The organism is Oceanicaulis sp. UBA2681 (assembly GCF_002354675.1).
GTDB classification, from domain to species: Bacteria; Pseudomonadota; Alphaproteobacteria; order Caulobacterales; family Maricaulaceae; genus Oceanicaulis; species Oceanicaulis alexandrii.
Genome location: NZ_DEMB01000010.1, coordinates 243,449 through 257,910, shown reverse-complemented (window position 1 = coordinate 257,910; position 14,462 = coordinate 243,449). Strand labels below are relative to the sequence as shown.

Sequence of the window (14,462 nt, the reverse complement as noted above, 5' to 3'; positions counted from 1 at the left end):
AGTAAGTGTCCGGCCCGGTTCGGCAAGGGATTCCGGTATGTTCAGACCTATTGCCGGTTGCCTCTCAGCGGGTTCGCCTGCGCGCTTACGTGGAAAGGCGAGCAACTTGCAGCTTCAGTGCGATGCGCTAGCTTCATCCCGCACAACAGTGGGAGCGAGCCGATGCCAAAGTCTGACCCCGAGATCGCGCAAGGCGCGTTCAAGCTCTATGACGCATACGCCCATGGCGCGATGTCGCGACGAGATTTCCTGGACGGGCTCAAAGCCTACGCCATTGGCGGACTGACGGTCAGCGTGCTCGCTGCGGCCCTGATGCCAAACTACGCCACGGCGCAACAGACCGAAGCCGGCGATTCGCGACTGGTGGAAGACGACGTGCTTTACGCTTCGCCGGACGGAGCCGGCGAGATGAGCGGTTATCTCGTCCGTCCAGCCGGCGCCGAAACGCCGCGCGGCGGCGTTCTGGTCATTCATGAGAACCGCGGTCTGAACCCGCATATCCGGGATGTGGCGAGGCGCGCCGCGCTGGCGGGATATGTCGCCTTCGCTCCGGACGCCCTGCATCCGCTGGGCGGTTATCCGGGCACGGATGACGAAGGCCGCACCCTGCAGCGCCAGCGCGATGGACGCGAAATGCTGCAGGATTTCATCGCCGGCGCGCATTTCCTGCGTGATCATCCCGCCTGCTCGGGCCAGGTGGCGGCGGTCGGATTTTGCTATGGCGGCGCGGTCGCCAATCAGCTCGCCGTGCGTCTGGACTGGCTGGCGGGATCCGTGCCGTTTTATGGCGGCTGGCCCGACCCTGAAAACGCCGAAGCCGTGCGCGTTCCGCTACAGATCCATCTCGCCGCGCTCGATGACCGGGTCAACGCCGGCTGGCCGGTCTGGCGTGATGCGCTGGATGCAGCCGACGCGCCCTATCAGGTCTTCATGTATGAGGGCGCCCAGCACGGCTTTCACAATGACACCACGGCGCGGTTTGACCCAGAGCAGGCCGAGCTGGCCTGGTCGCGCACCCTGGACTTTTTCGACCGGGTGCTGACCGCTTAGCTTTTCCGGCTCACACCATCCGGGTGTTCGATCCTCGCGTCGCTGCAGTCGGCCTTTGGCCTTGCGACCCCTCGGGTTCGCAATGGAGGCGCCCGCCCCTCAAAGCGCCTGTTTCGCCGCGATGATGCGGTCGGCCAGCGCCTCAAGCGCCGCCGCATCCAGCTGCTCCGTCTCAAATGACAAGGCGCTCGGCGTCAGGCGTTTGCGTCGGGCGCGGTCATAGGCCGGATCGTAATGCGCAGTCATCAGTTCGGCCGCCAGCCGCTCAGGCTGGCCATGATGGGCCAGCTCGCGCCAGTGCGCGATCTGCTCCTTGGAGTGGAAGGGCGTGATGAGCTCCAGCGCCGCGCACGCCTGGCCGGGATCGTCGACGATATCAGCGTAGGCCGTGGCCAGAAACCGGGCGCGCTCGGCCAGCGGCGCTGTGATCTCGATCCGCGGCGCCTGCTTCATCCTCGTCCACATGGGTGACGGCAGGCGAACCGACCCGATCCGCGCGGATTCCGCCTCCAGAAAGACCGGGCGGCTGAGGTCGACGCTTTCCAGCGCGCGCCAAAGCGCGGTCTCAAACGCTTTCTGGCTGGGCTGGGGCGCGTTCGCGAAACCTCCGAAGGCGGAGCCGCGATGCCGGGCGAGCCCTTCCAGATCCACCCCCTGCTCGCCCTTGTCCTGCAACACCTGCAACAAGGCGGTTTTCGCGGTGCCGGTCTGCCCATCGATCAGGATCAAATCGAGTTCAGGAGAGGCCGCCTCGATCCCGGCCATCACGGCCCGCCGCCAGGTTTGATAGCCGCCCTCAAGCACCGCGACCGGCCAGCCGACCGCCGACAGGATCGTCGCCATGGAATTGGACCGCATGCCGCCGCGCCAGCAATAGACAAGCGGGCGAAAGCGTTTGGGCTTGTCGGCCAGCGCGGTCTCCAGATGCTTCGCCGCATTGCGCGCCACCAGCGCCGCACCCGCGCGCCGCGCCTCGAACGCAGACACCTGGACATAGGTCGTGCCGATCTCGGCGCGCTCGGCGTCATCGAGCACGGGCATGTTCACCGCGCCCGGCAAATGGTCCTCGGCGTATTCGCCGGGCGAACGCACGTCGATGATCAGGTCAAAGCGCTGCAATGCGCCGGCGCTGACATCCTTCAGGGTCTCGTATCGCAACATGCGCGCCTTATAGTTCCGTTCTGATCAAGAATCGAACACAGCCGGATGCGACCATGACCGAGACCTCCTCCGCCACAACGCCGTCCCTGACAAGCCTGGCTCGCGGGGGCGGCTGCGGCTGCAAGCTCGATCCCGCCTTTCTGGACCGCATCCTGGCGGACAGTCCGCCCTTGCCACTGAACCCGGCCCTGCTTCTGGACGCCGCCACGCGCGATGACGCCGCCGTCTACAAGCTCAATGATGAGACGGCGCTGGTCGCGACGACGGACTTTTTCGCGCCCGTCGTTGATGACCCGTATGATTTCGGACGCATCGCAGCCACCAACGCCCTGTCAGATGTCTACGCCATGGGCGCCAAGCCGATCTTCTGCCTGGCGGTGCTGGGCATGCCGATCAATACGCTGCCGCCTGAAACCATCCGGCAGATTCTCGATGGCGGCCGCTCGGTCGCTGAAAGCGTCGGCGCGCCTGTGGCGGGCGGTCATTCCATTGACGCCGCCGAACCGTTCTACGGGCTTGTCGCACTGGGTCTGGCGCATCCCGATCAGATCCTGACAAACGCCGGCGCCAAACCCGGCGACGTGCTGATCCTGGGCAAGCCGCTGGGCGTGGGCGTGTTCAGCGCGGCGCAGAAACGCGGGCTTCTGACGCCTGACGATTATGACGCTATGATCGCCACGACCACCCGGCTGAATACGCCCGGCGCCGATCTGGCGGGCATGACGGGCGTGCACGCAGTGACGGATGTGACCGGCTTTGGCCTGCTGGGCCATTTGTCGGAAATGTGCCGCGGCTCAAAACTCGCCGCCAGCATCGACCGCACCGCCCTGCCCGTCTTTGACGGCGCGCGACGACTGCTGGACCAGGGCGTTCGCACCGGCGCCTCGGGACGCAACTGGGCGGCGGTCGAGCCCTACGTCACCCAGACGCCCGACTGGTCAGACGCTGATCGCGACATGCTGTGCGATCCCCAGACCAGCGGCGGACTACTGGTCGCCTGCGCGCCGGACGCGGCGGCGGACGTGCTCGCGGTTTTCGAGCGCCATGGCCACAGCGCCGCCGTTCAGATCGGGCGCCTAGACGCCGGGGGTCCGATGATCGGATTTTCCGCCTGACCGGGATTTCATCGGGCTGCGACCTAGCTTCTCAGAACTGAGAGGATAATCGCATGACCGACAAAGCTGATGATCGCGGCTCCGCCGTCCCCAAAGGCCGTTTGAGCCGGCTGGGGCGCTTCGGACGTCTCGTCGCCGGCACGGCGGGGGAAGCGTTGGGCAACACGGTTCAGGCGCTGGCGAAAGGCGAGCGGCTGGACGCTTCGCGGCTGATCCTCACACCGTCAAACGCCAAACGCATGGCAGATGAGCTGGCGCACTTACGCGGCGCGGCGATGAAAATGGGCCAGATGCTGTCCATGGATTCCGGCGACCTGCTGCCGCCGGAGCTCACCGAGGTTCTGGCGCGGCTGCGCGAAAGCGCCCGTCCCATGCCGCCCCATCAGCTCAAGCGCGTGCTGACCCAGAACTGGGGACCAAACTGGTTCAGCCGGTTTAAGCGCTTCGAGCCGCGCCCCATGGCTGCCGCCTCCATCGGTCAGGTGCATCGCGCCCTCACCCAGGATGGCCGCGATCTGGCGATCAAGGTGCAGTATCCCGGCGTCCGAGGCAGCATAGACAGCGATGTGGACAACCTCGCCAGCCTCATCGCGCTGTCCGGGCTGGCGCCCAAGGGGCTCGACCTCAAGCCCATCCTTGAGGAAGTCAAACGCCAGCTCAGAGATGAGGCTGATTATGCGCGTGAGGGTAAAAAACTCTCCCAGTTTCGGGACTGGCTCTCAGGGTCCGACAGCTTTGCAACGCCAGAACTGGCGTCCGATCTGACCACCGCGAACGTGCTGGCGATGAGCTATCTGCCCGGCGATCCGATCGAAACGCTGGTCGACGCCCTGCCCAGCGAGCGCAACCGGGTGATGGCTGAACTGGCGAATTTGACCTTGCGCGAAGTGTTTGAATTCGGCGCCATTCAGAGCGATCCCAATTTCGCCAATTATCGCTATCAACCCGACACGGGTCGGGTGGGTTTGCTGGATTTCGGCGCCGTGCAGGACATTCCCGAAGCAGTCCAATGCGCCGGACGGCGTTTGTTGAAAGCGGGACTGTCTGGCGACCGGGGCGGCCGCGAACAGGCGCTGACGGAGCTGGGCTATCTGTCAGACGAGACGCCGCCCGATCAGCGCGCTCTGGTGCTGGAGCTGACCGAGTTGGCGCTGACGCCGCTCTTCAGCGCTGAGCCGTATGATTTTGACGCGTCTGCCCTGGTCGAACCTCTGAGAGAGGGCGGATTCAGACTGCGCGCAATGGGGTACGCCCAGACGCCGGCGCCCATGGCGGTCTTCATCCAGCGCAAGGTCGCAGGACTGTATTTGCTCGGCGCGAAGCTCGACGCTCGCCTGGATATCCGAAGCGTCCTTTCAGGTCACATCTAACAAAATTTTTAGTCGGGTTTGCGCCCGGATCAGACCTAGTCTGCTTCAAGATTCATTCGTTGAAGAGTTTAAGATGCGAGTTTTCCTGATCGCCGCGTCGGTGCTTGCGCTTGGCGCATCGGGCCTGTCCCCTCTTGCGCAGGCTCAGACGGCGCCCGACTTCACCCAAGCCTTTCGCGGCGCTATCGGCCAAATGCTCACCCATGACTATGAGCAGGCTCGCCTGCTTGCCGAGGAGGCTCAGGCTCTGGCGACCACTCCGTCCGAACGCTACCGCGCCCGCCATATCCTGACCGACATCAGCGCCCGTCTGGGCGATTGGCGGGCGACAGCGACCTATTCGGCCGAAGCCTACGCCATCATCATGGATGACCCCGCCTTGCAAGACGCGTTGATGCTCAACGCCGCCCACATGGCGGCTGAAGAAGCGCGCGCCGCTTACCAGCTCGATGACGCAGAACGTGTCGCGGACGCGAATGCCCGCATGGTCCGTCATCACCCCCAGGCCGGCGACGGATGGCGAGCCGTCGCGCCGATGGGCGCCGTCCATGTAGATGGCCTGTCATGTCCGTTGATGTCGCAAGGCTTTTTGCGCTTTGACCTTCTGGGCGCAGAGAACGCCCTGCCCGGCTGCGTGTACTGGAATCTGGACGATGTGGGCGTGCGCGTGCTGGACGGCGACGGCTTTGACGCCGAATTGTCCCGTCTGGAAGCGGCGAACGAGACAGTGTCAGAACTTGAGATGGCTCAGGCGCTGACACGTGTGGCGGACCGGGCGCGTTTACTTGATCTGGGGGCGCCGACGCCTGTCAGTGAGCCGCGACGCGCGCTGGTTCTCAGCGTCAATGACCAGTCGCGAACGCTGACTTTAGAATATCCCGCCTCAACGCCAGAGGGGGATCTGGAGCTCTTGACCGAACGGTTCGCGGCTCGCCCCTGAGCCCAAACAAACGGCGCCAGGCCAGAGCCTGACGCCGTTCCGGCCAGTGAGGGAACTGGCCGCCGGATCAATCAATCCTTGTCTAGTTCAGGCTGGTGCGCAGGCTGACGCCCCAGATGCGCGGTTCGTTGACGAAGCCGGTATTGTTGTTGAAGTCGATGCCGCCCGCGAGGTTCTCCTCATCGGTGATGTTGCGCACGAACAGCGCCGCTTCCCAATCCCGGCCGTCGGCGTTTCCGGCATAGCCCAGACGCAGGCCGCCCTCGAAATTGCCGTCTGAATAGAACTCTTCGGATTCGTAGAGGAACAGATTGGTGCGGCCTTGCCAGAACCAGTCGGTGTAGACGAACCATTCCCCGCCCCACTGAGAGGGAATGTCATACCGCGCGGTCAGGCTGAGAATGTAGTCCGGCGCCTGCGGGAACGGGTTGCCGTCCACTTCCACAAAGCCGTCGCCGTCGGCGTCCGGATCCGTGGGGGTGCACTGACCCGATCCGCAAGGCCCGACTTCAAGGCCGGCATCCTGAAGCTCGGTTTCGTTCCAGCTGAATCCGGCGGTGAGCAGAAGGTTCTCGCCCACCAGGAATTCTGAATCCACTTCAAAGCCATAGCCCACGCCCTGATCGGCGTTCACGAGCTGGACCAGATTGCCGGCGCCGCCCACGGCGGACAGCTGCAGGTCGGACACCTCGTAATAGAACGCGGTGGCGTTCACGCGCGCCCGGCCGTCGGCGAATTCGGATTTGAAACCCGCCTCGTAGGACGTCGAGGTTTCGCTCTCGGCTGTGGAGGGCGGCGAGAAAAAGGCGACGTCGCGCGCCTGGATGGTCGGGCCGCGGAAGCCGCGGGCCACGCGGCCAAACAGGGCGAAATCGTCATTGACGTCATAGAACGCCGACAGATCCCAGCTCACTTCCTCATCAGACACGCTGACCGGGTCAACCGGGAAGGCCGCCAGCGGGACGGTGAGGTCTTTCTCGTCGCTCGTATAGCGCAGCCCGGCCGACAGGCGCAGATCATCGGTCACCTGATGGCTGAGCTGACCGAACACCGCCCAAAGCTGGTTCTCGTGACGCACGGTGGTGGTCGGCGGAAAACCGGACGGCGAAGAGGTCGTCACTTCAAACTCGGAGTCAAAATAGTATGCGCCGACCTGCCAACTGGTGGCGTTGTCCGTGTCTGAGGCCAGACGGAATTCCTGGGTCACCTGCTTGAGATCATCCAGCGCGTCCTGGGTTTCAGACGGGAACGGAATAAAGCCCGGTCCGCTGAGATTGCCGCCGTCGATGTCGCCGAGGCTGAACCCGTCCGCATATTCATACCCGGTGATCGAGGTCAGGGTCAGGCCATCGAAATAGCCGTTCATCGTCAGGCTCGCGCCCAGGCCCTCATAGGCTTGGGGGTTGTTGGCCGGGGAATCGAAAAACACCGTATCGCGATCAAAATTCTCGTTCAGGTCGTTGGAGCCGGTGGTCAGGATATTGGCGCGGAAGACCGCGGACGTGCCTTCGAAATCTCGCGCATGCACGTTCAACAACGCGTCAAAGCGGTCGTTCGGCGTGAACAGGAGCTGCACCCGCGCCGCTTGCTCGTCAAAACCGCCAAGCGCATCACGCACGCCCAAGAACCCGTTGTCGATCCAGTCGTCACGATGCTGGCGCAGCACAGAGACACGCCCCGACAACACGCCGTCGATCAGCGCGCCGCCAACGGCGCCTTCCGCATTGGTCGTACCGAGCGAGCCGACGCTGACGCTGACATAACCGTCAAGTTCCTGGCTTGGACGCACAGAGTCAAAACGCACCAGTCCCGCCGTTGTGTTGCGGCCGAACAGCGTGCCCTGCGGACCACGCGCCACTTCAACCTGCGCGATGTCAAACAGCGGGAAGCTTTTCAGGATGACGTTTTCCTGAACCACGCCGTCCATCAGGATGGAGACGGGCTGGGACGCGGCGAGATCGAAGTCCGTATTGCCCAGGCCACGGATGTAGAACCGCGGCGCAACGCGTCCATTCGAGCTCTCGGCGTAAAGACTGGGCGCGCGCGCCGCGAGCTGAAGAATGTCCCCGCCGGCTTCAGTGATCGCATCCAGAGTCGGCTTGGGGGCCGTGGTCACGGACGCCGCCACGTCCTGCACGTTTTCTTCGCGCCGCGTCGCCGTGACGATGATGGTGTCAAGCCGGTCAGGCGCGGCTTCCGTATCATTGGCCAGAGCGGCGGGCTGAGCGCTGGCCATCAGGGCGAGCACGCTCACGGAACAGGCGGTAAGGCGGGACAGGCGGGTCTTGAACTGGGGCACGAGTTCGACTCCGGAAGAGCGCCGCATGCTGGCGACGCATAGGGTGGAGATCCATCGCCCTCTCAATTGATCTGAAGGGCGGGCTCGTTCCGAGCGTGATACGGAAATTCGTCAGTATGGAAAGAAAAATATGACGCCAGAAGACACCGGGAGGCCTGAAGTGTGCACTTGCAGCAACAGTATTCAGTTGATCTGTATACGGCGCTTCACGCTCAGCAGCGCCTCGCTGGGTCAGTCATCCAGATGCAAATCCAGCAACACGCGGTAGCGTCGGATATTGGCCACATAATGCACCGGCTCTCGCCCTCGGGCGTATCCGCGCGGCAAGGTCGTGTAGTATTCAGGGTCTGACAAGAGCGGCAGAACTTTCCGGATATCGCCCCAGCGATTTTTCTCCAGCGACTGGCGCTCGGCCAACCGGCGTGCGTCGTAAAGATGGCCCATGCCGACATTGTACGCAGACAGCGCCAGGAACAGCCGGTCGCGACCCTGCACCTCTTCAGGCAAGCGCTCCATCAGATTAGCGAGATAGCGCGCGCCGCCCGCGATCGACTGAGCAGGATCGGTGCGGTCCTCCACCCCCAGCTCGTTGGCGGTGGGCAGGGTCAGCATCATGATCCCCCTCACCCCTGTCGCGCTCACGGCGTCCGGATCCCAATGGGATTCCTGATAGGCCTGAGCAGCGAGCCAGCGCCAGTCAATGCCGCTCTCCTCGGCCGCCGCTTCGAAATGAGGGCGCAAGGCTGGCAAACGCTCGTCAATGCGTCGAATGAAGCGAGCCGTGTCCACATAATCAAACTGACGAGTCACGCCGAACCAGCGCTGATCCAGCCGCTCCAGAAAGCCGCCTTCGTGGCGCGCTTCGGACCAGCGGTTCAAGGGCTGCAACAACTCTGATCCCAGAGGTAGGACGAAAGCCAGAGAGCGTTCTTCGCTGAGCACAAGCGGGGTCAGCAACTCAGGAAACCGCAGCCGGGCATGAGCGACAATCGTGGAATCCGAAACGGTGCAATCCACCTGCTCAGCCTGCACCTGTTCCAACAAAGGCAAGGCGGAAGCGGCGTTCACCGTCCGCCATTCGATGCCGGGATGGTCCACTTTCAGCGCCTGCAGGGTCTCGATATAGCTTGAGCCCTCAAGCACCGCGATCTCGACCTCCGCCATATCCTCGATCGTGCGGACCCGGGGGCCGCCGCGGCGACAGACCAGCTGTTCGGTGACAGTTTTATAGGCGGGACCGAAGGTGTTGGCCTCCTGGCGCGCCTCGGTGATCGTCACGCCGCCAGCCGCCAGATGGCCCTGGCCGGCCTCGATATTGGCCATCAGCTGGCCCAGATCGCGCTGGGGTTCGAAGCGAACGCTGACGCCCAGATCCTGCGCGAAGTTCTGGACCAGAGCGACCTCATAGCCCTCAGGCTCGCCATCCTCGTCCAGATGATAGGTGGTCGGGCTTTCAAGCGTGAGAACGATCAGCTCTCCACGCTCGCGGATCTCGTCCAGCGTTTCCACACCAGGCGGATCAGCGCGCCCACAGGACACGGCGCCGGCGAGCGCCAGCGCTGCGACGCACGCATTGCGTACGGATATTGTCCACAACCCCATGGCGACAAAGATAGGCGCTCAAAGGCCGCATACCAAATCCGGCGACGCTTACGGGCTCACAACACGGTTGAGGGACCAGTCGTAGGTATATGAAATAATACGGGTATCGCCATCAATGCGCTGCGCCAGACCGGGCTCGGCATATCTCAACACGTGGGCGATCACGCCCGCATCAGCGCCGCCGAAATCCTCATTGAACCAGTCATAGATTCGCGAAACCACGAGCCCGTCTTCAGTGACCGTAACGCCGCGGGGATGATTGATGTAGGCGCGGGCGCCCGCTTCAAGGTCCGCATCCAAGGTATCGCTGCGCCAGGCGCGCGCCATCAGATTAGGACAACCGATAGAGGCGCAATTGACGGCGTAATGGACCAGAGGCGCGTCGAATTCGACGCGCATGATCCCATGCTCGATATCGTCCAGCGACAGCGCGCGGCCTTCCACCTCCACCCGGTTCACGCCCCAGGGACCGATAGACCAGGGGCGAGGCCGTATCTGACGAATGGAGTTTTCGGGCGCTTCATCCACGATCAGGCGCACCGTGACGGCGTTGTAGAGATTGGCCCAGAAGGCGAAGCGCGCATCATCGGTCAGAGCACTGACCTGCGTGGCCTCAAGGTCCTCGATATAGGCGGACAAGACTGCGCGATCGTCCGGGTTTGCGCGCAAACCGGCATAATCAAACCGGTTCACCCCGTCATCGCTTTCGACGACATAGGCGCCAAGCACCTGATCCCAAGGCGTGTGCAGATCGGTCTGGGCGTGTGAGAGGGACATGCCGGCCAGGCTGGCGAGACAGGCGATTGCGATGATGAATGGTTTCATTCCACCCTCCTTGCGGCTGATCAGTAGACTAGACCCGCCATGACCGAAAACCAGTCACGCCCCGGTGAGAATCGGGCAAGCTCAACCGCTTGTGACCGCCTGTGAATGAAAGCCCGCCATGATCGAGCCTGAACGCGCACACTATGAGTTTGAAGATGGGATGATGGCGGCCTGGCGCTGGCCCAATCCCGGCGCGCCGATTTTGGTGTTCGCTCACGCCAACGGGTTTAACGGCGGGGCCTATCGCCAGATGCTGGGGAAAGTGGTCGATCGGTTCGAGATCATCGCGCCCGATCTGCGCGGCCATGGCCGCACCACCCTGCCCGCCGACCCCGCCACCCATAAAAGCTGGGACGTTTACGCCAAGGATCTTCTGGCGCTTTATGACCGGCTGGACCGCCGCCCGGCTTTGCTGGCTGGGCATTCCATGGGCGGATCGAGCACGCTGCTCGCCGCGGCGCAAATGCGGGACGCGCCGCCGCTGGCGCTGGTCGAGCCTGTGGTGTTGCCGCCCGCACTCTATCTGATGGCGCGCTCGCCGCTCTGGCCCTTCATGAAGGGGGCTGCGATCAAGCCTGCCGCAACGGCGCGCAAACGCTCGAACGGCTGGCCGGATCGCGATGCGGTGATCAGCCGGTATCAATCGCGCCCCACCTTCGCCCGCTGGTCGGACGGCGTGCTGGAGGATTATCTCGAGGATGGCCTTCAGGACAGCGCACACGGCGTCAGACTGGCTTGCGACCCGAACTGGGAGGCCGCCAATTTCGAAGGCCAGGCCCATGACCTGCTCAAGGCGGCTCGCCGGCTGGGCGACACAGTACAAGTGCTCAAGGCCAGCAAGGGGTCCACCGTGATCAACGCCAGCGGCCTTGTCGCTCGCGGGGTGCGTCTGGAGTCTGTGGAGGGCGGCCATCTGATCCCGATGGAGGCTCCATCCATCGTTGCGAGCTGGCTCGGCAAGGCCGCAGAGAACGCCGGCCTCTGACACTCCACAACAAAAAGGCCGGGCGATGAGCCCGGCCTTTCATGCGTCTGGCGGATCGCCTAGCCCGCCTTGGCGCGGCTGGCTTTCTTGCGTTCGTGCTCGAGCAGGAAGCGCTTGCGGATGCGAATGCTTTCCGGCGTCACTTCCACCAGCTCATCGTCATTGATGAACTCGAGCGCGTATTCCAGCGTCACGCGGACCGGCGTGGTCAGGACCACCGCTTCATCGGTGCCCGAAGCGCGCATATTGGTCAGTTTCTTGCCCTTGAGCGGGTTCACGATCATGTCTTCGTCGCGGGCGTTCTGGCCAATGACCATGCCTTCATAGACTTCCACGCCATGACCGATGAACAGCTTGCCGCGCTCCTGGATGTTCCACAGGGCGAAGGCCAGCGCCTTGCCGGTCTCCATGGAGATGATCGCGCCCTTGGGACGCTGACCGACTTCGCCGGCCGAACGCGGGGCGTAGTGATCAAAGGTGTGGAACATCAGGCCCGAGCCCTGGGTCAGGGTCAGGAATTCCGAGCGGAAGCCGATCAGGCCGCGCGTCGGCGCGACATATTCCAGGCGCACCCGGCCATTGCCGTCCGGCTCCATATTCTTGAGGTCGGCCTTGCGCGACCCCAGGCGCTCCATGACGCCGCCCTGATGCTCTTCCTCGACATCGATGGTCAGCGCCTCATACGGCTCGCACATCTGACCGTCGATTTCGCGGTTGATCACCTGAGGACGGCCCACGGCCAGCTCGAAGCCTTCACGGCGCATGGTTTCGATCAGCACCGACAGGTGCAGTTCGCCCCGGCCGGACACGAGGAATTTATCCGCGTCATCCTGTTGCTCGACACGCAGCGCCACATTGTGGATCAGCTCACGGTCCAGACGTTCCTTGATCTGGCGCGAGGTGACGAACTTGCCTTCGCGGCCGGCGAACGGCGAATCGTTCACCTGGAAGATCATCGAGATCGTGGGCTCGTCCACCGTCAGCGGCGGCATCGCCTCCACATGCTCGGGATCACACAGCGTGTCGGAGATGTTGAGCGGGTCAATGCCGTTGAAGGTGATGATGTCGCCAGCGGCGGCCGTCTCACGCTCGACTTTCTCAAGACCGTGGAAGCCGAACACCTGCAGCACTTTCGCGCGGCGCTCCGTCCCGTCAGCACCGACCACGACGACCTGCTGGTTCTTGCTCAGCTTGCCGCGGCGAATGCGGCCCAGACCGATCACGCCGGTATAGCTTGAGTAATCCAGAGCCGAGACCTGCAGCTGAAGCGGGGCGTCCTGATCCACGTCCGGGTGCGCCACGCGATCCACAATGGCCTGGAACAGCGGGTTCAGATCACCGCCGCGCTGATCCACATCCAGACTCGCCCAGCCTTCCAGCGCCGAAGCGTAGACGACAGGGAAATCCATCTGCTCGTCGGTTGCGCCCAGACGGTCAAACAGGTCAAAGGTCTGGTCCACGACCCAGTCGGGACGCGCGCCGGGACGGTCGACCTTGTTGATCACCACGATGGGCTTCAGGCCCAGGGCCAGCGCCTTCTTGGTCACGAAGGTGGTTTGCGGCATGGGGCCATCCACCGCGTCGACCAGCAGCAGCACCGAATCCACCATGGAGAGCACGCGCTCGACTTCGCCGCCGAAATCGGCGTGGCCGGGCGTATCCACGATGTTGATGGCGTAGTCGTTCCAGGTCACCGCCGTGTTCTTGGCGAGAATGGTGATGCCGCGCTCTTTCTCCAGATCATTGGAGTCCATGACGCGTTCGACATTCGCGGCGCGTTCATCGAACGTCCCTGATTGCCGGAGCAGCTTGTCCACAAGCGTGGTTTTGCCATGGTCGACGTGCGCCACGATGGCGATATTGCGAATGCGCTCAACGGGAGCGGTCATAGATCAGTCCTTAATCTCGCAGATCTCGATGTGTTCGCAGGTGCAAAACCTGCGCTCTTTGCGGCTCTCATACAGGGCGAAATTGAATTCGGCTAGCACTGGTCGCCGCAAGTTTTGCGGCCTAGGTTGCTGAACACTTCACCATCGAGACAAAGACGGGCCGATAAACGGCTCATGGGGAGACATTATGAAGAGCCTTTTGCGTGCGGGATTACTCGCGCTTGGCGCCGCACTGACCAGCTCTGCGGCCGTCGCAGAACCCATTTCCTTCTTCATGCCCGAAGACGTCAGCTATGACGCCTCCATCACGGCGCCTGAAGACAGTTTCGGCTATGAAGTCGGCGCTCGCCCCGTGCGTCACGCCGACATGGTCGCCTATCTGCGCGAGATCGCGGGCCAGTCTGACCGCATCTCGGTCGAGACGATCGGCTACACCCACGAACACCGCCCGATCCTGTTCTTCACCGTCACCTCGTCTGAGAACCAGCAGCGGATCGACTCGATTCGTGACGCGCATCTGGCGCGACTGCGCGGCGAAGCGGCGCCGGCGGATACGCCGCTGGTCCTGTGGATCAATTTCGGCGTTCACGGCGCGGAATCCTCGGGCATGGACGCGGCCATTCCGGTTCTTTACCACTTCGCGGCCGCCAGCGAAGCCGATATCGGCGACACGCTCGACGATACGGTTTTGTTGTTCACCGCCGTGTTCAATCCCGACGGCCATTCGCGCCGGGTGAACCATGTGGAGACCTTCTTCTCCCAGGCGCAGAACACCGATCCCGCCGACATCATCCATAATCTGTGGGTGGAAGCGCGGACCAATCACTACTGGTTCGACCTGAACCGGCAATGGCTCTTGCTGACCCAGCCTGAAGCCCAGGCCTGGATCGGCAAATGGCATGAATGGAAGCCGATGGTCTCGGCGGACTATCACGAAATGGGCTCATCCAGCCCGTTCTACTTCCACCCCGGTGAAGCGCTGCGTCGCAATCCGCTGATCCCCGAGCGGGCGCGCGATCTGACCTACCGGATCGCTCAGCAGCACACCACCGACTTCCTGGATCCCGAAGCGCGGCTCTACACCACCCAGGAAGGCTTTGATAATTTCTATATCGGCAAGGGCTCGACCTATCCCCAGATCAATGGATCCCTGGGCATTCTGTTCGAGATCGGCGCCGCGCGCGGCGGTGAAATCGAGACCGATCGCGGTCTTGTCACCCATGCCG

11 protein-coding genes are annotated in these 14,462 nt (G+C 63.2%); 6 read left to right on the top strand and 5 right to left on the bottom strand.

Going from position 1 to position 14,462, the window contains the following annotated elements; genetic code table 11:
- The first annotated feature begins 162 nt into the window (after positions 1 to 162).
- Positions 163 to 1,050, top strand: coding sequence for a dienelactone hydrolase family protein (locus tag B3M53_RS07960; protein WP_273020587.1), 888 nt, complete (start codon positions 163 to 165; stop codon positions 1,048 to 1,050).
- A gap of 99 nt (positions 1,051 to 1,149) precedes the next feature.
- Here the strand turns inward: B3M53_RS07960 and mnmH are convergent, their stop codons facing one another.
- The gene (gene mnmH / locus B3M53_RS07955; protein WP_273020585.1) at positions 1,150 to 2,211 is read right to left on the bottom strand and encodes a tRNA 2-selenouridine(34) synthase MnmH; all 1,062 of its coding nucleotides are present in this window, start codon (positions 2,209 to 2,211) and stop codon (positions 1,150 to 1,152) included.
- Between the two features lie 53 nt (positions 2,212 to 2,264).
- Here mnmH and selD point away from each other — a divergent pair, with 53 nt between their 5' ends.
- The 3 genes from selD to B3M53_RS07940 all read left to right on the top strand — a co-directional run bounded on the left by selD (position 2,265) and on the right by B3M53_RS07940 (position 5,636).
- The gene (gene selD, locus B3M53_RS07950; protein WP_273020583.1) at positions 2,265 to 3,326 is read left to right on the top strand and encodes a selenide, water dikinase SelD; all 1,062 of its coding nucleotides are present in this window, start codon (positions 2,265 to 2,267) and stop codon (positions 3,324 to 3,326) included.
- A 53-nt stretch (positions 3,327 to 3,379) separates the two neighbouring features.
- A complete protein-coding gene (locus tag B3M53_RS07945; RefSeq protein WP_273020581.1) occupies positions 3,380 to 4,696 on the top strand; it encodes an ABC1 kinase family protein in 1,317 nt (438 codons plus the stop codon).
- A 73-nt stretch (positions 4,697 to 4,769) separates the two neighbouring features.
- Complete coding sequence (locus B3M53_RS07940) at positions 4,770 to 5,636, top strand: hypothetical protein (RefSeq protein ID WP_273020580.1); 867 nt, start codon at positions 4,770 to 4,772, stop codon at positions 5,634 to 5,636.
- 82 nt (positions 5,637 to 5,718) lie between these two features.
- Here B3M53_RS07940 and B3M53_RS07935 read toward each other — a convergent pair whose 3' ends face one another.
- The 3 genes from B3M53_RS07935 to B3M53_RS07925 form a co-directional block, all read right to left on the bottom strand.
- A complete protein-coding gene (locus tag B3M53_RS07935; RefSeq protein ID WP_273020579.1) occupies positions 5,719 to 7,962 on the bottom strand; it encodes a TonB-dependent receptor in 2,244 nt (747 codons plus the stop codon).
- A gap of 204 nt (positions 7,963 to 8,166) precedes the next feature.
- On the bottom strand, positions 8,167 to 9,537 hold the full coding sequence (gene mltF, locus B3M53_RS07930) for a membrane-bound lytic murein transglycosylase MltF (RefSeq protein WP_273020578.1): 1,371 nt from the start codon (positions 9,535 to 9,537) through the stop codon (positions 8,167 to 8,169).
- Between the two features lie 48 nt (positions 9,538 to 9,585).
- Positions 9,586 to 10,362 (bottom strand): DUF547 domain-containing protein, encoded by a 777-nt coding sequence (locus tag B3M53_RS07925; protein WP_273020576.1) that lies wholly within the window; start codon positions 10,360 to 10,362, stop codon positions 9,586 to 9,588.
- A gap of 118 nt (positions 10,363 to 10,480) precedes the next feature.
- Here B3M53_RS07925 and B3M53_RS07920 point away from each other — a divergent pair, with 118 nt between their 5' ends.
- Positions 10,481 to 11,347 carry an alpha/beta hydrolase gene (locus B3M53_RS07920; RefSeq protein WP_273020574.1) on the top strand — a complete coding sequence of 289 codons (867 nt, stop codon included), beginning with the start codon at positions 10,481 to 10,483 and terminating at the stop codon, positions 11,345 to 11,347.
- Between the two features lie 59 nt (positions 11,348 to 11,406).
- Here the strand turns inward: B3M53_RS07920 and typA are convergent, their stop codons facing one another.
- Positions 11,407 to 13,236 (bottom strand): translational GTPase TypA, encoded by a 1,830-nt coding sequence (gene typA, locus B3M53_RS07915; RefSeq protein WP_022702120.1) that lies wholly within the window; start codon positions 13,234 to 13,236, stop codon positions 11,407 to 11,409.
- 187 nt (positions 13,237 to 13,423) lie between these two features.
- Between typA and B3M53_RS07910 the strand changes: the two genes are divergently transcribed.
- The coding region (locus B3M53_RS07910) for a M14 family zinc carboxypeptidase (protein ID WP_286800041.1) at positions 13,424 to 14,462 on the top strand (1,039 nt) is incomplete at its 3' end.

Bases quoted from the DNA above. Each gene is read 5' to 3' on its own strand.
- B3M53_RS07960 (WP_273020587.1), top strand. From the start codon at position 163: ATGCCAAAGTCTGACCCCGAGATCGCGCAAGGCGCGTTCAAGCTCTAT.
- mnmH (WP_273020585.1), bottom strand. From the start codon at position 2,211: ATGTTGCGATACGAGACCCTGAAGGATGTCAGCGCCGGCGCATTGCAG.
- selD (WP_273020583.1), top strand. From the start codon at position 2,265: ATGACCGAGACCTCCTCCGCCACAACGCCGTCCCTGACAAGCCTGGCT.
- B3M53_RS07945 (WP_273020581.1), top strand. From the start codon at position 3,380: ATGACCGACAAAGCTGATGATCGCGGCTCCGCCGTCCCCAAAGGCCGT.
- B3M53_RS07940 (WP_273020580.1), top strand. From the start codon at position 4,770: ATGCGAGTTTTCCTGATCGCCGCGTCGGTGCTTGCGCTTGGCGCATCG.
- B3M53_RS07935 (WP_273020579.1), bottom strand. From the start codon at position 7,962: ATGCGGCGCTCTTCCGGAGTCGAACTCGTGCCCCAGTTCAAGACCCGC.
- mltF (WP_273020578.1), bottom strand. From the start codon at position 9,537: ATGGGGTTGTGGACAATATCCGTACGCAATGCGTGCGTCGCAGCGCTG.
- B3M53_RS07925 (WP_273020576.1), bottom strand. From the start codon at position 10,362: ATGAAACCATTCATCATCGCAATCGCCTGTCTCGCCAGCCTGGCCGGC.
- B3M53_RS07920 (WP_273020574.1), top strand. From the start codon at position 10,481: ATGATCGAGCCTGAACGCGCACACTATGAGTTTGAAGATGGGATGATG.
- typA (WP_022702120.1), bottom strand. From the start codon at position 13,236: ATGACCGCTCCCGTTGAGCGCATTCGCAATATCGCCATCGTGGCGCAC.